The organism is Streptomyces cupreus (genome assembly GCF_014257025.1).
Classification (GTDB): Bacteria; Actinomycetota; Actinomycetes; order Streptomycetales; family Streptomycetaceae; genus Streptomyces; species Streptomyces cupreus.
Genome location: NZ_JACMSF010000088.1, coordinates 1 through 24667, shown reverse-complemented (window position 1 = coordinate 24667; position 24667 = coordinate 1). Strand labels below are relative to the sequence as shown.

General features: G+C 68.9%; 22 protein-coding genes and 1 riboswitch. Of the genes, 14 read left to right on the top strand and 8 right to left on the bottom strand.

Going from position 1 to position 24667, the window contains the following annotated elements; all coding sequences use genetic code 11:
* The first annotated feature begins 109 nt into the window (after positions 1 to 109).
* The 10 genes from H4N64_RS40735 (at position 110) to H4N64_RS40690 (ending at position 10254) form a co-directional block, all read left to right on the top strand.
* Positions 110 to 718, top strand: coding sequence for a CDP-alcohol phosphatidyltransferase family protein (locus H4N64_RS40735; protein WP_186287670.1), 609 nt, complete (start codon positions 110 to 112; stop codon positions 716 to 718).
* Positions 719 to 832: 114 nt separating this feature from the next.
* A complete protein-coding gene (locus tag H4N64_RS40730; protein WP_186287669.1) occupies positions 833 to 3328 on the top strand; it encodes a mannose-1-phosphate guanyltransferase in 2496 nt (831 codons plus the stop codon).
* 107 nt (positions 3329 to 3435) lie between these two features.
* Positions 3436 to 4338, top strand: coding sequence for a DUF881 domain-containing protein (locus tag H4N64_RS40725; protein ID WP_186287668.1), 903 nt, complete (start codon positions 3436 to 3438; stop codon positions 4336 to 4338).
* On the top strand, positions 4335 to 4667 hold the full coding sequence (locus H4N64_RS40720) for a small basic family protein (protein WP_003988855.1): 333 nt from the start codon (positions 4335 to 4337) through the stop codon (positions 4665 to 4667). The genes H4N64_RS40725 and H4N64_RS40720 overlap by 4 nt, the downstream gene beginning before the upstream one ends.
* Before the next feature lie 5 nt (positions 4668 to 4672).
* A complete protein-coding gene (locus H4N64_RS40715) occupies positions 4673 to 5506 on the top strand; it encodes a DUF881 domain-containing protein (protein ID WP_186287667.1) in 834 nt (277 codons plus the stop codon).
* Between the two features lie 61 nt (positions 5507 to 5567).
* Positions 5568 to 6527, top strand: a complete 960-nt coding sequence (locus H4N64_RS40710) for an FHA domain-containing protein (RefSeq protein ID WP_186287666.1) — start codon at positions 5568 to 5570, stop codon at positions 6525 to 6527.
* 20 nt (positions 6528 to 6547) lie between these two features.
* Positions 6548 to 7288, top strand: a complete 741-nt coding sequence (gene ftsR, locus H4N64_RS40705; RefSeq protein ID WP_186287665.1) for a transcriptional regulator FtsR — start codon at positions 6548 to 6550, stop codon at positions 7286 to 7288.
* 84 nt (positions 7289 to 7372) lie between these two features.
* Positions 7373 to 7846 (top strand): bifunctional nuclease domain-containing protein, encoded by a 474-nt coding sequence (locus H4N64_RS40700; protein ID WP_186287664.1) that lies wholly within the window; start codon positions 7373 to 7375, stop codon positions 7844 to 7846.
* Between the two features lie 261 nt (positions 7847 to 8107).
* A complete protein-coding gene (locus H4N64_RS40695) occupies positions 8108 to 8791 on the top strand; it encodes a MerR family transcriptional regulator (protein ID WP_186287663.1) in 684 nt (227 codons plus the stop codon).
* Between the two features lie 89 nt (positions 8792 to 8880).
* The gene (locus H4N64_RS40690) at positions 8881 to 10254 is read left to right on the top strand and encodes a DNA polymerase IV (RefSeq protein WP_186287662.1); all 1374 of its coding nucleotides are present in this window, start codon (positions 8881 to 8883) and stop codon (positions 10252 to 10254) included.
* Between the two features lie 183 nt (positions 10255 to 10437).
* Here H4N64_RS40690 and H4N64_RS40685 read toward each other — a convergent pair whose 3' ends face one another.
* Positions 10438 to 10812 (bottom strand): PRC-barrel domain-containing protein, encoded by a 375-nt coding sequence (locus H4N64_RS40685; protein WP_186287661.1) that lies wholly within the window; start codon positions 10810 to 10812, stop codon positions 10438 to 10440.
* Positions 10813 to 10926: 114 nt separating this feature from the next.
* Positions 10927 to 11023, top strand: a riboswitch (glycine riboswitch).
* A gap of 175 nt (positions 11024 to 11198) precedes the next feature.
* Here H4N64_RS40685 and gcvP point away from each other — a divergent pair.
* The gene (gene gcvP / locus H4N64_RS40680) at positions 11199 to 14084 is read left to right on the top strand and encodes an aminomethyl-transferring glycine dehydrogenase (protein WP_186287660.1); all 2886 of its coding nucleotides are present in this window, start codon (positions 11199 to 11201) and stop codon (positions 14082 to 14084) included.
* Positions 14085 to 14142: 58 nt separating this feature from the next.
* Here gcvP and H4N64_RS40675 read toward each other — a convergent pair whose 3' ends face one another.
* From H4N64_RS40675 to H4N64_RS40645, 7 genes are all read right to left on the bottom strand, one after another.
* On the bottom strand, positions 14143 to 14562 hold the full coding sequence (locus H4N64_RS40675) for a TOBE domain-containing protein (RefSeq protein WP_186287659.1): 420 nt from the start codon (positions 14560 to 14562) through the stop codon (positions 14143 to 14145).
* Between the two features lie 59 nt (positions 14563 to 14621).
* On the bottom strand, positions 14622 to 15710 hold the full coding sequence (locus H4N64_RS40670; protein ID WP_186287658.1) for an ABC transporter ATP-binding protein: 1089 nt from the start codon (positions 15708 to 15710) through the stop codon (positions 14622 to 14624).
* Positions 15711 to 15784: 74 nt separating this feature from the next.
* Entirely contained in the window at positions 15785 to 16612 is an 828-nt protein-coding gene (modB, locus tag H4N64_RS40665; RefSeq protein ID WP_186287657.1) for a molybdate ABC transporter permease subunit, read from the bottom strand.
* Positions 16609 to 17427 carry a molybdate ABC transporter substrate-binding protein gene (gene modA / locus H4N64_RS40660; protein WP_186287656.1) on the bottom strand — a complete coding sequence of 273 codons (819 nt, stop codon included), beginning with the start codon at positions 17425 to 17427 and terminating at the stop codon, positions 16609 to 16611. Before modA ends, modB begins: the two co-directional genes overlap by 4 nt.
* A gap of 175 nt (positions 17428 to 17602) precedes the next feature.
* Positions 17603 to 18001, bottom strand: coding sequence for a TOBE domain-containing protein (locus H4N64_RS40655; protein ID WP_186287655.1), 399 nt, complete (start codon positions 17999 to 18001; stop codon positions 17603 to 17605).
* 18 nt (positions 18002 to 18019) lie between these two features.
* On the bottom strand, positions 18020 to 19975 hold the full coding sequence (locus tag H4N64_RS40650) for an APC family permease (protein WP_186287654.1): 1956 nt from the start codon (positions 19973 to 19975) through the stop codon (positions 18020 to 18022).
* 222 nt (positions 19976 to 20197) lie between these two features.
* A complete protein-coding gene (locus tag H4N64_RS40645; RefSeq protein WP_186287653.1) occupies positions 20198 to 20743 on the bottom strand; it encodes a hypothetical protein in 546 nt (181 codons plus the stop codon).
* A gap of 428 nt (positions 20744 to 21171) precedes the next feature.
* Here H4N64_RS40645 and kdpF point away from each other — a divergent pair, with 428 nt between their 5' ends.
* The 3 genes from kdpF to kdpB form a co-directional block, all read left to right on the top strand.
* Positions 21172 to 21261, top strand: a complete 90-nt coding sequence (gene kdpF / locus H4N64_RS46020) for a K(+)-transporting ATPase subunit F (protein WP_033264828.1) — start codon at positions 21172 to 21174, stop codon at positions 21259 to 21261.
* 8 nt (positions 21262 to 21269) lie between these two features.
* On the top strand, positions 21270 to 22949 hold the full coding sequence (gene kdpA / locus H4N64_RS40635) for a potassium-transporting ATPase subunit KdpA (protein ID WP_186287652.1): 1680 nt from the start codon (positions 21270 to 21272) through the stop codon (positions 22947 to 22949).
* Positions 22946 to 24667 (top strand): potassium-transporting ATPase subunit KdpB (kdpB, locus tag H4N64_RS40630; protein ID WP_186287651.1); only part of this gene is annotated, 1722 nt, incomplete at its 3' end. The genes kdpA and kdpB, both read left to right, overlap by 4 nt.

Below are 24667 nucleotides of genomic sequence, written 5' to 3'. Positions count from 1 at the left end.
TCCCTTTACAGCTCTGGCTCTTGGGCATACCGCCCAGGGGCCAGAGCTTTTTTGCGTTGAGGTAGGGTCAGGGAGCATCGTTCGCACGTTTCCCACAGGAGGCCCCCGGGTGGAGGTCCAGGAGACCCGTGTCCAGACGGACAGGGTGCTCACCATCCCCAACATCCTCAGCATGGCTCGGCTCGTTGGTGTGCCGGTGTTTCTGTGGCTGATCCTCTGGCCGGAGTTCGGAGGGCCGAAGAGCGATGGCTGGGCCCTGTTGGTGCTGATGCTGAGCGGGATCAGTGACTACCTGGACGGCAAGCTCGCGCGGCGCTGGAACCAGATCAGCAGCCTCGGCCGGCTCCTGGACCCGGCTGCAGACCGGCTCTACATTCTCTCGACTTTGGTCGGACTGACCTGGCGCGAGATTCTGCCGATCTGGTTGACTGCCGTACTTCTTGCGCGAGAACTGGTTCTGCTGGTGATGGTGGGCATCCTCAGGCGGCATGGCTATCCGCCGCCTCAGGTGAACTTCCTGGGGAAGGCGGCTACTTTCAACCTGATGTATGCCTTCCCGTTGCTCCTGCTCAGCGACGGAAGCGGGTGGCTCCCGTCACTTGCTGCTATTTTCGGATGGGCGTTCGCCGGATGGGGTACAACGCTCTACTGGTGGGCAGGAGTCCTCTACGTGGTACAGGTCCGCCGCCTGGTCCGTGCGGACGCCATGGCCGATTGAACTCGCCCCTTGATGCGATCCAGCGGCTCGATGGCCCGCGGCAGAAAAGTGCGGGACAATCTGGACGGGTGAAGTCGGCTAGACCGTCGTCTCTTCGAGGAGGACGCTTCCGACATGAAGGCCGTCGTGATGGCCGGAGGCGAAGGCACACGCCTTCGCCCCATGACCTCAAGCATGCCCAAGCCGCTCCTGCCGGTGGCCAACCGGCCGATCATGGAGCACGTTCTGCGGCTGCTCAAAAGGCATGGGCTCAACGAGACCGTCGTAACTGTCCAGTTCCTGGCCTCCTTGGTCAAGAACTACTTCGGTGACGGCGAAGAGCTCGGAATGGAGCTCAGCTATGCCAACGAGGAGAAGCCACTCGGTACCGCCGGAAGCGTCAAGAACGCCGAAGAGGCGTTGAAGGACGATGCCTTCCTTGTGATCTCCGGCGATGCCCTGACCGACTTCGACCTCACCGACCTGATCCGTTTCCACAAGGAGAAGGGCGCGCTCGTCACCGTCTGTCTGACGCGCGTGCCGAATCCCTTGGAATTCGGCATCACCATCGTCGACGAGGAAGGCAAGGTCGAGCGTTTCCTTGAGAAACCCACCTGGGGCCAGGTCTTCTCGGACACGGTGAACACCGGCATCTACGTCATGGAGCCCGAGGTCTTCGACTATGTCGAGGCCGATGTGCCCGTCGACTGGTCCGGCGATGTCTTCCCTCAGCTGATGAAGGAGGGCAAGCCGATCTATGGGTATGTCGCGGAGGGCTACTGGGAGGACGTCGGCACCCACGAGAGCTATGTGAAGGCGCAGGCCGACGTCCTGGAGGGCAAGGTCGACGTCGAGCTCGACGGGTTCGAGATCTCGCCCGGCGTGTGGGTGGCTGAAGGTGCCGAGGTGCATTCCGACGCCGTCCTCCGCGGTCCTCTCTACATCGGGGACTACGCCAAGGTGGAGGCCGGTGCCGAAATCCGCGAGCACACCGTGGTCGGCTCGAACGTGGTCGTGAAGAGCGGGGCCTTTCTGCACAAGGCCGTCGTGCACGACAACGTGTATGTCGGGCAGCACAGCAATCTTCGCGGCTGTGTGGTCGGAAAGAACACCGACATCATGCGTGCGGCCCGGATCGAGGACGGTGCCGTCATCGGCGACGAGTGCCTCATCGGTGAAGAGTCGATCATTCAGGGCAATGTGCGGGTCTACCCGTTCAAGATCATTGAGGCCGGTGCGTTCGTCAATACCTCGGTGATCTGGGAGTCCAGGGGCCAGGCGCATCTTTTCGGCGCCCGTGGGGTGTCGGGAATCCTGAATGTCGAGATCACGCCGGAGCTCGCCGTGCGCCTCGCCGGCGCCTATGCGACGACCCTCAAGAAGGGCTCCACCGTCACCACGGCCCGCGACCACTCCCGTGGTGCTCGGGCGCTGAAACGGGCGGTGATCTCCGCGCTTCAGGCGAGCGCCATCGACGTACGCGATCTGGAGAACGTACCGCTGCCCGTGGCGCGACAGCAGACCGCTCGTGGTAGTGCCGGCGGGATCATGATCCGGACGACGCCCGGTGTTCCGGACTCCGTCGACATCATGTTCTTCGACGGTCAGGGCGCCGATCTGTCGCAGGGCAGTCAGCGCAAGCTGGACCGGGTTTTCGCGCGCCAGGAGTACCGGCGTGCGTTCCCTGGTGAGATCGGGGATCTGCACTTCCCGGCGAGCGTGTTCGACTCGTACACGGGATCCCTGCTGCGGAACGTGGACACGACCGGGATCGCCGAGTCCGGGCTCAAGGTCGTCGTGGACGCGTCCAACGGCAGTGCCGGCCTCGTGCTGCCCAGCCTCCTCGGCAAGCTCGGTGTGGACGCGCTGACCATCAATCCCGGTCTTGACGAGTCCAGGCCCACCGAGACAGCGGATGCTCGGCGGTCGGGGCTGGTGCGGCTGGGGGAGATCGTGGCCTCCGCGCGGGCCGCGTTCGGAGTGCGGTTCGACCCTGTCGGTGAGCGGCTGTCCCTGGTCGACGAGAAGGGGCGGATCGTCGAGGACGACCGGGCACTGCTCGTAATGCTCGACCTGGTGGCCGCCGAGCGGCGCAGCGGGCGGGTGGCGCTTCCGGTGACCACCACACGGATCGCCGAGCAGGTGGCGGCGTACCACGGGACGCAGGTGGAGTGGACGACGACCTCGCCCGACGATCTGACGCGGGTCGGGCGGGACGACACCACGATCTTCGGTGGTGACGGCAAGGGCGGTTTCATCGTCCCGGAGTTCAGCGGTGTCTTCGACGGTACGGCGGCCTTCGTACGGCTGATCGGGCTGGTGGCCCGGACGCAGCTCACCCTCAGCCAGATCGACGCGCGGATTCCGCGGGCGCATGTCCTCAAGCGCGATCTGGCGACACCGTGGGCGGTCAAGGGGCTCGTCATGCGGCGGGTCGTGGAGGCTGCCGGGGACCGCTTCGTGGACACCACGGACGGTGTGCGGGTGGTGGAGACCGACGGGCGCTGGGTCATGGTGCTGCCCGACCCGGCCGAGGCCGTCACCCATCTGTGGGCGGAGGGTCCCGACGACGCCTCGGCCCAGGCCCTGCTCGACGAGTGGTCGGCGGTGGTGGACAGCGCCGGGCGCTGAAATCCCCAGCACGCGCGCGTGCCGGACAAGTGTCCCCAAGGGGGCCTGTCCGGCACGCCGGTGGGGCCATTCGGAGGTACTGGGCGCGACGTGCGACGATGTGCGGCATGCCGCAGCAGCCCCCCGTTCGGAGCACTCCTACGCGCCCCTCGCGCCCGGACGCCTCCATGTCGCTGCTCACCAACGTCATGGATCACAGCCTCGACGACGGGTACGCCGAGGCGGCGGCCCGGAAGAAGGCGGCGGACGGCGGTCTGCCCAAGACCCTCAGGGCGAAGCTCGGGCTCGCGGCCGGACTCGTGCTGGCCGCCCTTGTCGTCACCGTCGGTGCGGCTCAGGCACGGGTCGCGGCCCCCGTCGTGGCGAAGGAGCGCGAGGAGCTGATCGACCGGATCGATCAGGAGACCGAGGCGGCGGACGAGCTTGAGGACAGCGTCGACAAGCTGCGTGACGACGTGAGCGCGCGCCAGCGTGAGGCGCTCAAGGAGAGCGGCGGCAGCGAACAGGCGGAGCTCGTGGGCATCCTCTCCGGGGCGGTCGAGGTGCACGGTCCCGGCGTGAAGCTGGTCGTGAACGACGCCAAGGAGTCCAGCGGGGGCGGTGACGGGGATCCGCGGGAGACCTCCGGGTTCTCCGACACCGGGCGGGTACGCGACCGGGACATGCAGCGGGTGGTCAACGGGCTGTGGGAGTCGGGGGCCGAGGCGATCTCCATCAATGGGCAGCGGCTGACGGCGCTGTCGGCGATCAGGGCCGCGGGTGACGCGATACTGGTCGACAATAAGCCGCTGGTACCGCCGTACACGGTGCTCGCGGTGGGGGACGGGGAGCGGCTGAGCGCCAGGTTCCAGGACAGCGCCGACGGGCTGTATCTGCACGCCTTGCAGGAGAACTTCGGCATCCGGACGGCCATCTCCGTGGAGGGGGATCTCCGGCTGCCAGCAGCACCCAGTGTGACCGTACGAACAGCACAGCCGAACACCGAGAAAACCGAGAAGGGCACATCGTGATCGCCGTACTGGGCCTCGTCGTGGGAGTCGTGGCCGGCCTGTTGGTCCGGCCTGAGGTTCCGGCGGTCGTCGAGCCTTATCTGCCGATCGCCGTCGTGGCGGCACTGGACGCCGTCTTCGGTGGTCTGCGGGCCATGCTCGACGGGATCTTCGACGACAAGGTCTTCGTGGTGTCGTTCCTGTCCAATGTGGTCGTCGCCGCGCTGATCGTGTTCCTGGGCGACAAGTTGGGCGTGGGGGCACAGCTGTCCACCGGTGTCGTCGTGGTCCTCGGGATCCGGATCTTCTCCAACGCCGCGGCGATCCGCCGGCACGTGTTCCGGGCGTGAGGCCGATGAGCAACCAGGACGAGACGGCCGAGAACAGGCTGCGCAAGGAACTGCCCGAGGAGGTACCGCCCGCGGCTGCCGAGGCCGGCGCGGAAGCCCCGGAATCCCATCCGGAACTCACCGGACGGCAGCGGCTCGTGAAGGGACTGTGGCCGCCGCGTGTCACCCGGGCCCAACTGATCGTCGCCCTGCTGCTGTTCGGCCTCGGGTTCGGCCTGGCCGTGCAGGTCGCCTCCAACAGCGACGGTGACGACGCCCTGCGCGGCGCGCGCCAGGAGGATCTTGTCCGGATCCTCGATGAACTGGATGACCGTACACAGCGTCTTGAGGACGAGAAGCAGGGACTCGAAAAGCAGCGGGACGAGCTGGAGAACAGCTCGAACCAGGCCGAGGAGGCTCGCAGGCAGACGGTCGAGAAGGAGCGGCAACTCGGCATCCTGGCGGGCACGGTGGCCGCTCAGGGCCCCGGCATCACGGTGACCATCGATGACACGAAGGGGACGGTCGAGGCGGACATGCTGCTCGACGCCATTCAGGAGTTGCGTGCGGCCGGGGCGGAGGCGATCCAGGTGAACGGGGTACGCGTGGTGGCAGGTACCTATCTGACGGATTCGGGGAACTCCGTGAGCGTCGACGGGAACAAGATCCACGCGCCCTATCGTTTCCAGGTCATCGGCAAGCCGCAGGACCTCGAACCGGCGCTCAACATCCCTGGAGGCGTGGTGCAGACTCTTGAGAAGGAGCAGGCCACCGTGACCGTCGAGCGGTCGGACAAGATCGTTGTGGACGCCTTGCGGGCCGCGGAGCGGCCTGACTACGCTCGGTCGTCCTCGCGGTGAACCGGGGGTGCATGGCGGACGTCCGGCGAGGGCATGAGCTTGCGGGGGGTCGGCGCACCGAATGGGTGGTGCGTGGTGGAAACTGTCTGGTGGATACGGACGTTGTGAGGATGTCCGGGTCGGCCGGAGTGTGCAGTCAGGGTTCGTCCTGCCCCACGGGCGGGTCTGTTTCAGTCAAGGGGAATCGCCCGTGAAGTTGTTTGCGAAGTTGTTCGGCAAGAGCGCGCGGCAGGGCAATGAAAACGCCACCGCCCGGCACCGCGCGCAGCCTGACGCAGAGGGCCAGCGGCCGTTGTTCCGGGACCAGGTGGGTGGCCCGGGCGGGGACATTTCCGGAGGTCAGGGCGCGCCGTCTGTTGACCCTGCCCAGTCCGGAGGCATAGGTTTCGGGCAACCGTCAACCTCAAGTACGGGTGGAGGGTTCCCCGCCGACCCGTACGCGTCCAATGCCCCGGCGGGGCAGCCGCGGCAGGAGGATCCGTCCATGTCGGCCCTGGTGTGCACGAGGTGCGGTAACCGCAACGCGGAGAACAGTCGCTTCTGTTCCAACTGCGGTGCTCCACTGCGGGCGGGTGCCATGCCCGAGCGTCCGTCCGAGACCACTTCCACGATCTCCATCTCCGGTCTTGAGGCCTACGACGCCGAGGCCACCGGTCAGACGCCGATCCCGGCGCTGTCCCCCGAGGCGCAGGCCGCCGTCGAGGCGCTGCCGCTCGGCTCCGCGCTCCTGGTGGTGCGCCGTGGACCGAACTCGGGCAGCCGCTTCCTGCTGGACGGCGACCTGACCACCGCCGGCCGTCACCCGCAGAGCGACATCTTCCTGGACGACGTCACCGTCTCGCGCCGGCACGTGGAGTTCCGCCGGAGCCCGGACGGCTCGTTCACGGTGGCCGACGTGGGCAGCCTGAATGGCACGTACGTCAACCGCGAGCGGATCGACCAGGTCGCTCTGTCCAACGGAGACGAGGTGCAGATCGGCAAGTACCGGCTGGTCTTCTACGCGAGCCAGCGAGGCTACTGACCCTCCCCCGGAGAAGGTCCATGCTTCAAACACCGAGCGGCGGTGCCGGACACGGCACCGCCGCCACGGACGGCGGGCTGATGAGCATCGGCACGGTGCTGAACGTGCTGCGCGACGAGTTCCCCGAAGTCACCATCTCCAAGATCCGTTTCCTGGAGTCCGAGGGCCTTGTCGAGCCGCAGCGGACCCCCTCGGGGTACCGCAAGTTCAGCGCGGATGACGTCGAGCGGCTCGGCCATGTGCTGAGGATGCAGCGGGACCACTATCTGCCCCTGAAGGTGATCCGGGAGCATCTGGACGCCATGGAGCGCGGCGAGGCCGTGCCCCTGCCCCCTGTGGGCTGCCGACAGCGCGTCGGGGAAGCCGTACCGGAGCTCTCCGAGGTACCGACGGCGGCCCGGATCGGGCGGAGCGAGCTGCTGGCAGCCGCGGAGATCGGCGAGCGGGAGCTTGAGGAGTGGGAGTCGTACGGGCTGATCGCGCCGCTCCCGGACGGCGCGTACGACGCCGAGGCGGTCACCGTGGCCGCGCTCGTCGCCGAGCTGGGGAGGTTCGGGATCGAGCCGCGGCATCTGCGGGTGATGAAGGCCGCCGCGGACCGTGAGGCCGGGCTGGTGGACCAGGTCGTGGCACCCCTCAGACGCCACCGCAACCCGCAGACCAGGGCGCACGCCGAGGCCCGCACGAAGGAGCTGGCGGGGCTCACGGTGAAGCTGCACGCGGCCCTTGTGCAGACCGCGCTCGGGGTGCGGCTGCCCTGAACCGACAGGCCTCGGGGGGCCGGATCGGCCGCCCGTTTACTGCCCGACTACCCAAACGTCCCGGGCACGGCCTAGGGTTGCTGTGTGAACGAGCTCGATGTCGTAGGTGTCCGGGTCGAAATGCCCTCCAACCAACCGATCGTGCTCCTGCGCGAAGTGGGAGGCGACCGCTACCTCCCCATCTGGATCGGGCCGGGGGAGGCGACGGCCATCGCCTTCGCCCAGCAGGGCATGGCCCCCGCACGACCGCTGACCCACGACCTGTTCAAGGACGTGCTGGACGCCGTCGGCCAGGAGCTGACCGAAGTGCGCATCACGGACCTGCGGGAAGGCGTCTTCTACGCGGAGCTGGTCTTCGCCAGCGGCGTCGAGGTGAGCGCGCGCCCGTCCGATGCCATAGCGCTGGCCCTGCGCACCGGAACGCCGATCTACGGCAGTGACGGCGTGCTGGACGACGCGGGCATCGCGATTCCCGACGAGCAGGAGGACGAGGTGGAGAAGTTCCGCGAGTTCCTCGACCAGATCTCGCCCGAGGACTTCGGCACCAGCAGTCAGTGAGACGGCCCGGGCGGCCCGGCGGACCAGGAGGTCAGGGCGGGCGGCCACAGTCGGCCGACGGCTCGGCCGCGGCAATTGCCAGCGGCGGGTGAGAGCGTCCTGCGGCCCGCCCCCAGCGCATTCGGCTAGCCTTTCCCCGCGGTGGGGTACGGGAAACCACTCCTAGGGTGATTATCACTCGGCGTGCCGAGTGTGGCGATCGTTGACGCACCCCTGGTGACTGCCTACCGTCGAGAAGGCAGGTCAAGGACGGAGGTCGGCGTGAGAAGCAGCGGCGACGGTACGGCTGGGGGTGCCCCCGGACGCAGTCTCGGGGAGAGCGGTCCGTACCCTCCCCCGAGCTCACGGCTCCGCTCCGGCGGGGGATACCCCCAGCCGGGCGGCGCGGCCGACCGCGCCCCGCAACGACCGACGGCCGTGCCGAGCGGCGGAGGGGCGACGTCCATGGCGTCCGAGCAGATCGGCTATCGCGGCCCGACGGCCTGCGCGGCCGCCGGCATCACCTATCGGCAACTGGACTACTGGGCGCGCACCGGGCTCGTCGAGCCGAGCGTGCGGCCCGCCTACGGGTCGGGGACGCAGCGCCTGTACAGCTTCCGGGACGTGGTCGTCCTGAAGATCGTCAAGCGGTTCCTGGACACCGGTGTCTCGCTGCAGAACATCCGCACCGCGGTGCAGCATCTGCGCGAGCGGGGGTTTCGTGACCTGGAGCGTATGACGCTGATGAGCGACGGTGCCACGGTCTACGAGTGCACCTCGCCCGACGAGGTCCACGCGCTGCTCCAGGGCGGGCAGGGCATCTTCGGGATCGCCGTCGGTGTGGTGTGGCGGGACGTGGAGAGCGCGCTGTCGCAGCTGCACGGGGAGCGGATCGATACCGGGGAGACGCTGGTCGGCCACAATCCGGCGGACGAGCTGGCGCGGCGGCGGAACCGGGCGGTCTGAGGCCCGGTCGGGGGCGGTGCGGGGCGGCGCGTGGTCGGCGCGGGTTCTGCTCGGGGGCATTGTCAGTGGCGTAAGGCAGCATCGGTTGTGTGAGAAACGCGCCCACGATCCTGCATCTCGACATGGATGCCTTCTTCGCCTCGGCGGAGCAGGCGTCCAAGCCGAGTCTGCGCGGGAAGGCCGTCATCGTGGGTGGGCTCGGGCCGCGCGGGGTGGTGGCGACGGCTTCGTACGAGGCTCGGGTTTTTGGGGTTCATTCGGCGATGCCCATGGCGCAGGCTCGGCGGCTCGCGCCCAACGCCGCGTATCTCGTGCCGCGGTTCGGGTTCTATCGGTCGATCAGTGAGCAGGCCATGGCGCTTCTGCGGGCGCTGTCGCCACTGGTGGAGCCGCTGAGCCTGGACGAGGCGTTCGTGGATCTGGAGGCCGGGGGCGCGGCCTGGGACGAGGCGTCGGCGCGGCTGGCGGGGGTGAAGCTGCGGGCGGACATACGGGCGGTCACGGGGCTCACGGGGTCGGTGGGCCTCGCGGCCTCGAAGATGCTCGCGAAGATCGCCTCTGAGCAGGCCAAACCGGACGGTCTGGTGGTGATCGAGCCGGGGACCGAGCGGGCGCTGCTCGGGCCGATGTCGGTGCGGACCCTGCCGGGGGTGGGGCCGGCTACGGGGGACCATCTGCGGCGGGCCGGGATCCATACGGTCGACGAGCTGGCCGAGGCGGGGGAGGACGAGCTCGTGCGGCTGCTGGGGAAGGCGCACGGGCATGCGCTGTACGCCATGGCGCTGGCGCGGGACGAGCGGCCTGTGGTGGCTGAGCGGGAGACGAAGTCGGTGTCCGTGGAGGACACGTATGACGTGGACATTCATGACCGAGTGCGGGTGGGGCTTGAGGTGCAGCGGCTCGCGGATCGGTGTGTGCGGCGGCTGCGGGGGGCCGGGTTGTCGGGGCGGACCATTGTGTTGAAGGTGCGGCGGTACGACTTTTCCACGCTGACTCGGTCCGAGACCCTGCGTGGGCCTACGGATGATCCGGCGGTGGTGCGGGAGGCTGCGGGTCGGTTGCTGGAGTCCGTGGACACCACGGGGGGTGTGCGGCTGCTGGGGGTCGGGGTCAGCGGGCTTGCCGATTACACGCAGGAGGATCTGTTCGCGCAGGCCGCGGGGGAGCGGGGTGCGGAGGACGTGGGGGAGGAGGGGGAGAGCGAGGGTGCCTCACGGGAGGTGGAGGAGCGGTCTCTGGAGCGGCGGTGGGTGGCGGGGCATGACGTTCGGCATGCCGAGTTCGGGCATGGGTGGGTGCAGGGGAGTGGGCTGGGGCGGGTGACTGTGCGGTTCGAGACGCCGGATTCTGAGCCCGGGCGGGTGCGGACGTTTCAGGTGGACGATCCGTCGCTTTCGGTGGCGGAGCCGTTGCCTTTGGTGCCGCGAAGACCTGGGGCCTCGATGGATGGGGTTCCTGCCTGAGCTGTGCGGGGGCAGGCGCGGGGTGGGTTGCGCTTGCCCTGCGCTGACGGGGGTGCTGTCGGTTGCCCGTGCGGGTGCGCTCGCCCGCGCTTGCGGGGTGCCGCTGCGCCCACCCGTGCCGCCCCAGCGGCACGACTGCCCGCAGCTGCGGCGGATGGGCGGTGTCGGTTGGAGGTTTTCGGCTTACGTGTCCGCGTCCTCTGTGCCTGCCAAGTTGCCGAAGTCGTGATCGGGGGGTGGGGGTGTGGTTATGTCCAGGCCGTAGTGGTGGTAGAGCTGGAGTTCTTGTTCGGGGGAGAGGTGGCGGCCTACTCCGAAGTCGGGGGCGTCCTTGATCAGGGAGCGGTCGAAGGGGACGTGCAGGGTGCCCTCCACCAGTTCGCTGGGCTCCAGGGGGACGAACGCGTCTCTGCTGAACAGGCCTGTGCGTATGGCTGCCCACTCCGGTACGCCGGTCGCGTCGTCGAGGTAGACCTCGTCGATCGTGCCGATCTTCGTACCGCTGCGGTCGAACGCCTTGCGGCCGATCAGGTTGCGCGGATCGATGTCGGTCTGCACGGGCCCTCCACTTGGTCGCAACTCATCCGTAAGCACTACGAAAGAGCACATTGGGGCAAGCGGCCACTCGAAGGCCTGGGCGTTGACCTCGCTGGTAGGCTTTCAGACGGCTGCTGACCCCGTGCGGGAGAGTCCTTCGGACACCATCCGGAGGCGCCGAAGGAGCAAATCCTCCCCGGAATCTCTCAGGCCCACGTACCGCACGGACGAGGTCACTCTGGAAAGCAGGGCGGGCGTCGACGGCTTCCGCTCTCACCGACGGTGAAAGCCGGACGCCCTCGGGCCTCCGGTGAAGCTCTCAGGTTGAGATGACAGAGGGGGAGGCCGTCCGGGTACCCGCGCCGTGGTGCCCCTCGAAGGTCGTGTCAGACCAGGAGGCCTCCGTAATGACCGCCCATCGCATTCCGCTCTCCGAGCTCGAACAAGGCATCCCCTTCGAGCAGCGTCATATTGGTCCTGATCATGAGGCTCGGGCCAAGATGCTCGCCCAGGCGGGCTATGGCTCGCTCGACGAGCTCACCGCCGCCGCGGTACCGGATGTGATCAAGAATGCCGACGCCCTCGACCTGCCGGGCGCGCGTACCGAGGCCGAGGTGGTCGCCGAGCTGCGGTCGCTCGCCGACCGTAACCAGGTGCTCGACTCCATGATCGGGCTCGGCTACTACGGGACCTTCACCCCGCCCGTCATCCTGCGCAACGTCATGGAGAACCCGGCCTGGTACACGGCCTACACGCCGTACCAGCCGGAGATCTCGCAGGGGCGCCTCGAAGCCCTGCTGAACTTCCAGACGATGGTCGCCGACCTCACCGGGCTGCCCACCTCCGGAGCCTCGCTGCTCGACGAGGGCACGGCCGCGGCCGAGGCCATGGCGCTGTCCCGGCGCATGGGCAAGAACAAGAAGGGCCTGTTCCTGATCGACGCGGACGCCCTTCCGCAGACCATCGCCGTGATCGAGACGCGTGCCGAGCCGACCGGCGTGGAGGTCGTCGTCGCCGACCTCAGCGACGGCATTCCGGCCGAGATCGCCGAGCGTGAGATCAACGGCGTGCTGATCCAGTACCCGGGCGCCTCCGGTGCCGTACGGGACATCAAGCCCGTCATCGAGCAGGCCCATGAGCTCGGCGCGCTGGTCACCGTCGCCGCCGATCTGCTCGCGCTGACGCTGCTGACGTCGCCGGGCGAGCTCGGCGCGGACATCGCGGTCGGCACCACGCAGCGCTTCGGTGTTCCGATGGGCTTCGGCGGTCCGCACGCGGGCTACATGGCCGTACACGAGAAGTTCGCGCGCAGCCTGCCCGGCCGGCTGGTCGGCGTGTCCGTGGACGCCGACGGCGACAAGGCCTACCGGCTCGCGCTGCAGACGCGTGAGCAGCACATCCGTCGCGAGAAGGCGACGAGCAACATCTGTACGGCGCAGGTGCTGCTCGCCGTCATGGCCGGGATGTACGCCGTCTACCACGGGCCCGAGGGGCTGAAGGGCATCGCGCGGCGGGTCCACCGGTACACCACGATCCTCGCCGCGGGGCTGACCGCGGGCGGGGTCGAGGTGGTGCACGGGTCCTTCTTCGACACGCTCACCGCGCGGGTGCCCGGACGGGCCGCCGAGGTCGTCGCCGCCGCGCGGGAGAAGGGCGTCAACCTGCGTCTCGTCGACGCCGACCAGGTCTCCATCGCCTGTGACGAGACCACCGGCCGGGCCCAGCTGGGCGCCGTGTGGAGCGCCTTCGGGGTCGAGGGCGACATCGAGGCGCTGGATGCCGGGGTCGAGGACGCGCTGTCGCAGGCGCTGCTGCGCGGGGACGAGTTCCTGACCCACCCGGTCTTCCACCAGTACCGCTCCGAGACGGCGATGCTGCGCTATCTGCGCCGGCTCGCCGACCGTGACTACGCGCTCGACCGCGGCATGATCCCGCTGGGCTCCTGCACGATGAAGCTCAACGCGACGACCGAGATGGAGCCGGTCACCTGGCCGGAGTTCGGGCAGCTGCACCCCTTCGCGCCCGCCGAGCAGGCGCAGGGCTACCTCAAGCTCATCCGTGAGCTGGAGGAACGTCTCGCCGAGGTCACCGGGTACGACAAGGTCAGCCTCCAGCCGAACGCCGGCTCGCAGGGTGAGCTGGCCGGTCTGCTCGCCGTGCGCGGCTACCACCGGGCCAACGGCGACGAGCAGCGCACCGTCTGCCTCATCCCGTCCTCCGCGCACGGCACCAATGCCGCCAGCGCCGTGATGGCCGGGATGAAGGTCGTCGTCGTCAAGACCGCCGAGGACGGCGAGATCGATGTCGAGGACCTGCGGGCGAAGATCGAGCAGTACCGCGACGAGCTGTCGGTGCTGATGATCACGTACCCCTCGACGCACGGCGTCTTCGAGGAGCATGTCGCCGACATCTGCGCGCAGGTGCACGAGGCGGGCGGGCAGGTCTATGTCGACGGCGCCAACCTCAACGCCCTGGTGGGCCTCGCCAAGCCGGGCCACTTCGGCGGTGACGTCTCGCATCTGAACCTGCACAAGACCTTCTGCATCCCGCACGGCGGCGGGGGTCCGGGCGTCGGTCCGGTGGGTGTACGGGCGCACCTGGCGCCGTATCTGCCGAACCACCCGATGCAGCCGAGTGCCGGGCCCGAGACGGGTGTCGGGCCGATCTCGGCCGCGCCGTGGGGCTCCGCGGGGATCCTGCCGATCTCGTGGGCGTACGTCCGGCTCATGGGCGGCGAGGGGCTCAAGCGGGCCACGCAGGTCGCGGTGCTCAGCGCGAACTACATCGCCAAGCGGCTGGAGCCGCACTACCCGGTGCTGTACACCGGTCCTGGCGGGCTCGTCGCGCACGAGTGCATCATCGATCTGCGGCCGCTGACCAAGGCGACCGGTGTGAGCGTCGACGACGTCGCCAAGCGGCTCATCGACTACGGCTTCCACGCGCCGACGATGTCCTTCCCGGTGGCCGGCACGCTGATGATCGAGCCGACCGAGTCCGAGGACCTCATCGAGCTGGACCGGTTCTGCGAGGCGATGATCGCCATTCGCACGGAGATCGAGAAGGTCGGTTCCGGGGAGTGGGCCGCTGACGACAACCCGCTGCGGAACGCTCCGCACACCGCTGCCTCGCTGGGCGGGGAGTGGGAGCACGCGTACAGCCGTGAGGAGGCTGTGTTCCCGGGTGGGGTCTCGGCCGCGGACAAGTACTGGCCGCCGGTGCGCCGTATCGACCAGGCCTTCGGTGACCGGAACCTCGTGTGCTCGTGCCCGCCGTTGGACGTGTACGAGGACTGATCCGGCGTAGGAAAGGGCTCTGCCCGGGCTGTACGGCCTGGGCGGAGCCCTTTTTGTGTCAGGGGGTTGCCAGGGAGATCTCGGTCGACTTGATGAGGGCCACCACGGGGGTGCCCGGGGTCAGGCCCAGGTCGGTGGCCGCGTCTGTGGTGATCGCCGAGGTCAGTTCGCCGCCGTTGACCGTGATCTTGACGGAGGTCATCGCTTCGCCGGTGGTGATCTCGCTTACCTTGCCGGGGAGTTGGTTGCGGATCGAGAGGCCGGTCACGGGGGCCGTGGCGAGGGAGACCTCCGTCGACTTCACCAGGGCTCGTACTTCGGAGCCTGGGGTGAGGGCCAGGTCTTCGGCCGCTTCCCTGGTGATCGCGGCGGTGAGGTGGTGGCCTCCGGAGAGGTCCAGCTTGACCGTGGCCATGACCTCGCCGGGAGTGATGGCGGTGACGGTGCCCGGGAGTTGGTTGCGGATGCTGAGGGGCATGGGACGCCTTTGGTTCGGGGCGGGCTGGTGCGGCGTCCCACGGTAGTCGGGTGTGGGGCTTATGCCGGGTACGCATGTGTTTGCGTCGCCTTGACTGTTGCCCAGACCGGGGCGCCCGGGTGCAGGTCCAGTTCCGCCGCGGCGACCGTGGTGAGGTCCGCGGCGAGGGGGAGTTCGCCGGCGAGGTCCGCGCGGATCTGGTCGCCGTGGGTTTCCAGGCCTTCGACCTGGCAGTGCCAGAGGTTGCGGGCGCTGGCGCCGGTGGGGCGGTCGCGGAAGAGGGTTACGGCGCCCGGGGGGAACGCGACGAACACCGGGCCGGTGAGGTCTTCCGTGGTGGTGATGGTGGGGCCGTCGTCCAGGTGGACTGTGTGGCCGTCCGCTTGGCCCTTGTAGAGGTTCAGGCCTACCAGTTGGGCGATGTAGTCCGTGCGGGGGTGGCGGGCGATGTCCGAGGGGGTGCCCTCTTGGACGATCCGGCCCTGCTCGATGACCACCAGGCGGTCCGCCAGGACCATGGCGTCCAGAGGGTCGTGGCTGACCAGGACCGCTACCGCCTCGAACTCGGCGAGGTGGCGGCGGAGTTGGGCGCGGACGTCCAGGCGGGTGCGGGCGTCCAGGGCTGCCAGGGGTTCGTCGAGGAGGAGCAGACGGGGGTTGGTGGCGAGGGCTCGGGCCAGGGCGACGCGTTGGGCTTGGCCGCCGGAGAGGTGGCGGGGTTTGGAGGTGGCGTGGTCCGTGAGGCCCATGCGGGTCAGCCAGGTGTGGGCCTGGGCTCGGGACTCGGACTTGGTGGCGCCCTGGCAGCGGGGGCCGAAGGCGACGTTGTCGAGGGCGGTGAGGTGGGGAAAGAGGAGGTAGTCCTGGAAGACGACGCCTACGGGGCGGTTCTCGGGGGGTGTGTGGGCAAGAGGGGCGCCGTCGAGGTGGAGGTGGCCGGCGGTGAGGGGGGCCAGGCCGGCGAGAGCTCGCAGCGCGGTGGTTTTGCCTGCGCCGTTGGGGCCGAGGAGAGCCAGGACTTCGCCGGGGGCGGCGGTGAGCTTGATGTCCAGGTGGAAGGTGTCTCGATCGACGATCAGGTGGGTGTCCAAGCCCTGGGGGTGCGTGGTGGCGGTGAGGGGGGTGGGTGTGTCGGTGGTGTCGGTCATGGGGTGTACGTCCGGGGCGCTTGGATTGTGCGGGTGGGTTGGCGCTGGGTGCGGCGGGTTTCGCTGGTTGAGGGTCATGGTGCTGTCAGCCAGCGGTCCCGTAGTGCTGCCAGGACCGTGATGGAGACCGCCAGGAGTACCAGGCTCAGGGCGATCGCTGATGCTGGATCTGTCTGGAGGGCCAGGTAGACCGAGAGGGGCATGGTTTGGGTTCGGCCCGGGAAGTTGCCTGCGAAGGTGATCGTCGCGCCGAATTCGCCCAGCGCGCGGGCCCAGGCCAGGACCGCTCCCGCCGCGATGCCCGGGGCGATCAAGGGCAGCGTCACTCTGCGGAACGCCGTGAAGCGGGACGCGCCAAGGGTCGTGGCCGCTTCCTCGTAGCGGGGGTCCGCCGCCCGTAGCGTGCCTTCCACGCTGATGACCAGGAACGGCATCGCCACGAAGGTCTCCGCCACCACCACTCCCGCCGTCGTGAACGGGAGCGTGACGCCGAACCAGTCGTCCAGCCACTGGCCCACCACGCCGTTGCGGCCCAGCGCCAGGAGCAGGGCCACGCCGCCCACCACCGGGGGAAGGACCAGGGGCAAGGTCACCAGGGATCGGACCAGGCCGCGGCCCGGGAAGTCCGTTCTGGCCAGCAGCCAGGCCAGGGGGACGCCCAGGAGCAGGCTCAGGGCTGTGGCCGCCGTCGCGCAGAGCAGGGACAGGCGTAGCGCCTCCCATACCTCTGGACTGGTCAGTTGGTCGGGGAGGGTGCGCCAGGGGGCACGGACCAGGAGGGCGATCAGGGGGACGACGAGGAACGCCAGACCCAGGAGGGCGGGGAGCAGCAGCGGCAGCGGCACCACTCGGGGCCGGGTGCGCCGACGGCCGCCCTCCAGTGTCTCGGCAGTGTTCGTCACGGCTTCAGGAACCCGGCCTCGGTCAGGACCCGCCGGCCCTCGGCGGAGCGCACCAGCTCGATGAACGCCTTGGCCGTGTCCGGGTTGGGCGCGTCCTTGAGGAGGGCGATCGGGTAGTCGTTGATGGCGTCGGCGGCCTCGGGGAAGCCCACGCCCTCCGCCTTGTCACCCGCCGCCTTGACGTCCGTCCGGTACACGACGGCGGCGTCGGCCTCCTTCAGCTCGACCTTCGTCAGGGCGCCCTTGACGTCCTGCTCGTACGAGACCGGCGTGACCTTCAGGCCCGCGGCCGTCAGCGCCTTGTCCGCCGCGGCCCCGCACGGCACTGTCTTGTCGCAGAGGACGACCTTCAGGCCGGACTTGGTGAGGTCCTTGAGGGAGGAGATCTTGTCGGGGTTGCCCGGCAGGGTGGCGATCTGCAGTTGGTTGCGGACGAAGGTGGACGGGGTGCCCGCCACGTCCTTCGCATCCGTCACGATCGCCATGGTCTTCGGGCTGGCCGCGGCGAAGACGTCCGCGGGGGCGCCGCCCGTGATGTTCGCCGCGAGGGTGTCACTGCCGCCGAAGCTGAAGGTGACCTTGGTGCCCGGGTGCTCCTTCTCGAACTGCTTGCCGAGCGTGGTGAAGCTCTCCTGGAGGGAGGCGGCGGCGAACACGGTGACCGTGCCGGAGAGCTTCGGCGAGGCCGAGGAGCCGGACGCCGCGGACGTATCGGAGTCGGACGAGGAGGAGCAGGCGCTCAGCAGGAGCAGTACGGCGGCTCCCGCGCCGGTCGCCCGCACGGTCCGGCGGGCCCGGTGGGCGTAACGGGTCATCACTGGTCCACTCCCTCGGTCTCTGGGGGAGGAAGCCGCCCGGCCTGGCCGCCGGCCTCCCCCTCGCATACACCGATCATACTGGCGCATATGCGAGGCATAAGTCTTCTGGCTCTTCGCATGAGCGAGGGAGAAGGCGGCTGGAGATTCGTATGTGCGGGACGAAGGAGGGGCGTCAGGCGCGGTCGATGTGTACGTTTGTCGACTTCACGCGAGCCGTGGCCTCCATGCCGACCTCCAGGCCGAGCTCCTCCACGGCCTCCCGGGTGAGCAGGGAGACGAGCCGGTGCGGGCCGGCCTGGATCTCGACCTGGGCGGCCACGTCGCCGAGTTTGATCGCGGTGACGATGCCGGGGAAGGCGTTGCGCGCGGAGGTGTACGGGGCCTCCTCGTCAGGAGTGGCCGCCGTCTTGGCGAGCTCCACCGAGAACGCGGCCAGATCCCGCCCGTCGATGAGCCGTCGGCCGCTGTCGTCGCGGTGGGTCGCCACCCGGCCCGCGTCCGCCCAGCGGCGGGCGGTGTCCGGGCTGACGCCGAGGAGCCGTGCGGCCTGGCCGATCGTGTAGGACTGCATGCCGGTCACGATAGGGCGTCAGCCCGTGTGGACACGGGGGCGGCGGGCCCGGTCCGGTTCCGCCTCACGCAGGACCTCTCGGGTCACCGGGGCGACCTCGCCCTGGCCGAAGAGGAAGAAGCGCAGGAAGTTGGCGAAGGGGTTGCCCTCGGTCCACTCGAAGTAGACGTGGGGCGTGCAGCCGGTGGTGTCGCGCACATGGAGGAGGAGCGCGGCCAGGGCGTTCGGGATGGAGGAGGATTCCAGGGTCAGGACGCGATAGCGGTTGTGGAGCACCTCGCCGCGTACGGTCAGGCCCGCCTCGAACTCGGAGGGGTCGGTCACCGTCACCTCGACGAAGACGAAGTCCTCCTGCTCCGGCATGTCGTTGTCCTGCCGGATCTGCTCGATCTTGTCCCGGTACTCGGCCTTGTCGCGGTTGTCGGGCTCGTTGGCGATGAACCGTATCTTTCGGCTCGCCATGTCCCGGATGAATCGTTCCGCCATGTCGTCCAGCGTCACGCTGGTCACGCGCAGCTCGAAGGCGCGCAGCAGCCGGGAGAGCAGTGAGATGAGGATGATGCCCGCGATGAAGCAGGCGCCGATCTTCACACCGTCGGGGCGCTCGATGACGTTCACGATCGTCGTGTAGAGGAACACCGCCGAGATCACGGCGAAGGCGATGGTCCAGTTCCGCTGTCCCGCCTTGCGGGCGGCGATGGTCACGGCGATGGCGGCGGAGCTGATCAGGACCAGGACGCCGGTGGCGTAGGCGCCGCCCTGCGCGTCGACGTCGGCGTCGAAGATCCAGGTGACCAGGAACGCGACCAGGGTGAAGACGATGACCATCGGGCGGACCGCGCGGGCCCAGTGCGGGGCCATGCCGTAACGGGGCAGATAGCGCGGCATGAGGTTGAGCAGACCCGCCATCGCGGAGGCGCCGGCGAACCAGAGGATGGCGATGGTCGAGACGTCGTAGACCGTGCCGAAGGCGCCGCCCAGGTAGTCGTGCGCGAGGAACGCGAGCGCGCGGCCATTGGCCTGGCCGCCCTCCTCGAACTCCGTCTCGGGGATCAGGAGCGTGGTGATGAAGCTGGTGCAGATCAGGAAGCAGCTCATGATCAGGGCGGCGCTGGTGAGCAGCTTCTTGGTGTCGCGGATACGGCCCTTGGGGTGCTCCTCGGTGTCGCCCTCGTCGCCCTTCACATGGGGCATGACGGCGACGCCGGTCTCGAAGCCGGAGAGGCCGAGGGCGAGCTTCGGGAAGACGATCAGGGCCATGCCGATCATGACGAAGACATTGCCGTGCTCGGCGGTCAGGGCATTGGACCAGTCGGTGACGACGTGCCCCTCGGTGACCACGTGGTACAGGCCGACGATCACGACGACGGCGTTCAGCGCGAGATAGGCCCCGACCAGGGCGACGGCGACGCCGATCGCCTCCAGGAAGCCCTTGAGGAACACCGCGCCGAGCAGGGCGACGAGCACGAGGGTGATCAGCAGTTGCCGGTCGTGCAGGGCGCTGTTCAGGTGCGGGTTCTCGACCAGGTGGGTCGAGGCGTCGGCGGCCGAGAGCGTGATGGTGATCAGGAAGTCGGTGGCGGCGAAGCCGAGCAGGGTCAGGACGAACAGCTTGCCCTTCCAGAATGAGAGCAGCCGTTCCAGCATCGCGATCGAGCCCTCGCCGCGCGGGCTCTCCTCGGCCACCCGTCGGTAGACGGGCAGGGCGCCCGCCAGGGTGACGATCACCAGCACGATGGTCGCGATCGGCGACAGCAGGCCGGCCGCGAGGGCCGCGATGCCGGGCTGGTAGCCGAGGGTGGAGAAGTAGTCGACGCCGGTCAGACACATCACCCGGTACCAGGGCTGGCCCTGGTGGGCCGACTCGGGTTCGGCGTGCGGGCCCTGGGGACCGTGGCCCTTGCCCATGTCGGACAGGCCCTCCAGCATCCAGGCGCGCAGGCGACTGGGCGGCGGGTGTTCCGTGGTGGCCATCGGCGGGCTCCTGATGCGCTGGTCAGCGTGCGTTTTCGGCCATCACGCGGACGGCGGCACCAGCGTAAGCGGAGAGTGAAGCCTGGGCCCTGGGATGAGGGGGTCGTGGGCGTCAAGCTTCCGTTAAGACTGGCCGTGCCGGCGTAGGCAGCGCGTCAAAAGGCGAGCTCTTCGGGGGTCTGGTGAGCCGCTGCTCGGTATGGAGGAGCGGCTCGTAGCCGGTTATTCGAGCCCCGATACCTTGAACACCGTCTCCGCGGTCTTCCGGTCGATGCGCTCGGCGATGCGGCGCAGCGCCGTGGTGCCGCACAGGAGGGAGCCGACGGTCACGGATCGCCGGGCGTCCTCGTCGAGCCGGAGCCACAGGTCCGGGTTGTTCACCAGGACCTGCGGGTCCAGCTCGCCCCGGGCGTCGAAGGCGTCCCGCAGCACCAGCCGTTGGGCGACTCCGTCGAGGCAGCGCACCGACACCAGCAGATCGGTGCGGACGCGCCGGGTGCGCAGCAGCCGACGCGATTCCAGCCAGCCCTCGCCCGCCGTCACACGAGCCGGACACAGCACGGCGAAGAGCAGCGCGGCGAGGACGGCCCACAGGGCCCCGCGCCACGCAGTCAGGCTGCCGGCCGCCCGGTCGACGAGCAGCAGCAGCCCGAGGAGTACGGCCGCACAGCGGGCCGAGTCGAGCAGCTCGGGGGCCCACTGGCGGTCGTACACCACCGGCGACCCCTCCTGATCCGATGCGGTGTGGACGTCGTCGTGATGCTCCATGCCGCTGACGCTAGGGACCCCGCGAGCGCGGACGGCACGCCTTGACACGACTCTGACGAGCCATGGTCCGTTCTTGACGCCACCGCAGCGGGACCGCGTCAGGCGGCACGAACTGGACGCCGTCCCCGCCTCCTCGGGGCCGATGCTGGTCGGCCTGGCGGTGTTGATCTTCCGCTTCCACCCTTGTGCACCAAGTTCGAGACCGCCGGCGCCATGAGAGGCGTAAGAGACCCGTCAAAGCCGCGCAGCGCCCCGTAAGGGACCCGTCAACGGCGGTCATTTCCGGCCGGAGAAGAGGTTCTCTCTAACCGTCCCTGTCCAACCGAACCTCAACTCCAGGAGCTCACGATGGCCGATCTGGCCTTCGTCGTCACCACGGTCGCGGTCTTCGCGCTGGTGGTCCTCGCCGCCAAGGGGGTGGCGAAGCTGTGACTGCCGAGAACATCGTCGGCCTCGTCGTGGCCGTCGCCCTGCTGGGCTATCTCGTCCTCGCCCTCGTCTTCCCGGAGAGGTTCTGAGCGCTGATATGGGTCCCGTACTCGCCGGCATCCTTCAGCTGCTCGCCCTGATGGCCGCCCTGGCGCTCGCCCATGTCCCCCTCGGCAACTACATGGCCAAGGTCTACTCCTCCGACAGGCACTGGCGCGTCGAGAAGTGGATCTACCGGGGGATCGGAGCCAGCCCCGACACCGAGATGCGCTGGCCCGCGTACCTGCGCGGCGTGCTCGCCTTCTCCCTGGTCGGCGTCCTCCTCCTGTACGCCCTGCAGCGGCTCCAGGGCGTCCTGCCCGGGTCGCTGGGCTTCGCGTCGATCGATCCGGACCAGGCGTTCAACACCGCCGCGTCCTTCGTGACCAACACCAACTGGCAGTCGTACTACGGCGAGCAGGCCATGGGCCACGTCGTGCAGACCGCCGGTCTGGCCGTGCAGAACTTCGTGTCGGCAGCGGTCGGTATCGCCGTCGCCGTCGCGCTGGTCCGCGGTTTCGCCCGCTCGCGCACCGGCGAGCTCGGCAACTTCTGGTCCGACCTGGTGCGTGGTGTCGTACGCATCCTCCTGCCCCTGGCCGCCGTCGCCGCGCTCGTGCTCGGCGCCTGCGGTGTCATCCAGAACTTCTCCGGGATCCACGAGGTCGGGCAGTTCTTCAATGGGCACGGCATGGGCGGCACGCAGCAGTGGAACGGCGGGGCCGTCGCCTCGCAGGAGGCCATCAAGGAGCTCGGCACCAACGGCGGTGGCTACTTCAACGCCAACAGCGCCCACCCCTTCGAGAACCCCTCACCGTTCTCGAACCTCTTCGAGATCTTCCTGATCCTGGTCATCCCGTTCTCCCTGACCCGCACGTTCGGCGTCATGGTCGGCTCGGTGAGGCAGGGGTACGCGATCCTCGCCACCATGGCCTCCATCTGGGTCGGCTTCGTCGCCCTGATGATGTGGACCGAGTTCGCCCACCACGGACCGGCGTTCGAGATCGCGGGCGGGGCGTACGAGGGCAAGGAGGTCCGCTTCGGCGTCGGCGCCTCCTCGATCTTCGCGACCTCTACCACGCTCACCTCGACCGGCGCCGTGGACTCCTTCCACTCCTCCTTCACCGGACTCGGCGGCGGCATCACCATGCTCGGCATGATGCTGGGCGAGATCGCGCCCGGCGGTGTCGGCTCCGGCCTCTACGGCATGCTGATCATGGCGATCATCGCGGTGTTCATCGCCGGTCTGATGGTCGGCCGTACGCCCGAGTACCTGGGCAGGAAGATCGGCACCCGCGAGATCAAACTGGCGGCCTGCTACATCCTCGTCACCCCGGCGCTGGTGCTGGTCTTCACCGCCTTCGCGATGGCGCTGCCCACCCCGGCGAACTCGATGACCAACAGCGGGGCGCACGGATTCTCCGAGATCCTCTACGCCTACACGTCCGCCTCCAACAACAACGGCTCGGCCTTCGCCGGTCTGAACGCGGACACGCAGTGGTTCAACAGCACGCTCGGCCTGTGCATGCTGCTCGGCCGTTTCCTGCCGATGGTGTTCGTGCTGGCCCTGGCAGGCTCGCTCGCCGAACAGCAGCCGGTGCCGGTCACCGCGGGCACCCTGCGCACCGAGAAGCCGCTGTTCACCGGGCTGTTGGTGGGCGCCATCCTGATCATCACCGGTCTGACCTACTTCCCGGCCCTCGCGCTGGGACCGCTCGCCGAGGGGTTGGCGGCATGACCACCGACGTACATAAGCAGGACTCGATGTCCACTCCCACCCTCGCTCCCCACCAGGACGCGCCGACCGGGCACAGGGCCGAAGGTCGGGTCGGCGGGGGACTGTTCGACCCGAAACAGCTGGTCACGTCGCTGCCGGACGCCTTTCGCAAGCTTGATCCCCGGGTGATGATCAAGTCGCCCGTGATGTTCGTGGTGCTCGTCGGTTCCGTGCTGACGACGGTCTTCTCCTTCAAGGACCCGGGCGACTGGTTCGGCTGGACGATCAGCGCCTGGCTCTGGCTGACCGTGCTCTTCGCCAATCTGGCGGAGGCCGTCGCCGAGGGCCGGGGCAAGGCGCAGGCGGACACCCTGCGCAAGGCCAAGACCGACACCGTGGCCCGCAAGGTGGACGGGACCGTCGTCGCCGGCACCGAGCTGAGGATCGGCGACCTGGTCGTCTGCGAGGCGGGCGACATCATCCCCGGCGACGGTGACGTCGTCGAGGGTGTCGCCTCCGTCGACGAGTCGGCGATCACCGGTGAGTCGGCCCCGGTCATCCGGGAGTCCGGCGGCGACCGTTCGGCCGTCACCGGCGGTACGAAGGTCCTGTCCGACCGCATCGTCGTCAGGATCACGACGAAGCCGGGCGAGACCTTCATCGACCGGATGATCAACCTGGTCGAGGGCGCGGCGCGGCAGAAGACGCCGAACGAGATCGCGCTCAACATCCTGCTGGCGTCCCTGACGATCGTGTTCCTGCTGGCCGTTGCCACACTGCCGCCGTTCGCGGACTACGCGGGCACCCATCTGACGATGGTCGTGCTGGTGGCCCTGTTGGTCTGTCTGATCCCGACCACCATCGGCGCGCTGCTCTCGGCGATCGGCATCGCGGGCATGGACCGTCTGGTCCAGCGCAATGTGCTCGCCATGTCCGGCCGAGCGGTCGAGGCCGCCGGTGACGTCTCCACGCTGCTGCTCGACAAGACCGGCACCATCACGCTCGGCAACCGCCAGGCCGCCGAGCTCGTGCCGGTCAGCGGCACGACCGAGGCCGAGGTAGCCGACGCCGCCCAGCTCTCCTCGCTGGCCGACGAGACGCCCGAGGGCCGCTCCATCGTCGTACTCGCCAAGGAGAAGTACGGGCTGCGCGAGCGCCACCAGGGCGAACTCGTCGGCGCCGAGTGGATCGCCTTCACCGCCCAGACCCGGATGTCGGGTGTGGACGTCGACGGGCGCAGGGTCCGCAAAGGGGCGGCCGGTTCGGTCGTCACCTGGGTCGAGGAGCGGGGCGGGCGGGTCGCGGACGACGCGGACAGCCTCGCCGACAAGATCTCCGAGGCCGGCGGTACGCCGCTGCTCGTCGCCGTCGAGGACGCGAAGGGCGCCCGCGTCCTGGGCGTCATCCACCTCAAGGACGTCGTCAAGGACGGCATGCGGGAGCGGTTCGACGAACTGCGCCGCATGGGCATCAAGACCGTCATGATCACCGGTGACAACCCGCTGACCGCCAAGGCGATCGCCGAGGAGGCGGGCGTCGACGACTTCCTCGCGGAGGCCACTCCCGAGGACAAGATGGCGCTCATCAAACGGGAGCAGGCCGGCGGCAAGCTGGTCGCGATGACCGGTGACGGCACGAACGACGCGCCCGCGCTCGCTCAGGCGGACGTCGGCGTGGCGATGAACACGGGTACGTCGGCCGCCAAGGAGGCCGGCAACATGGTCGACCTCGACTCCAAC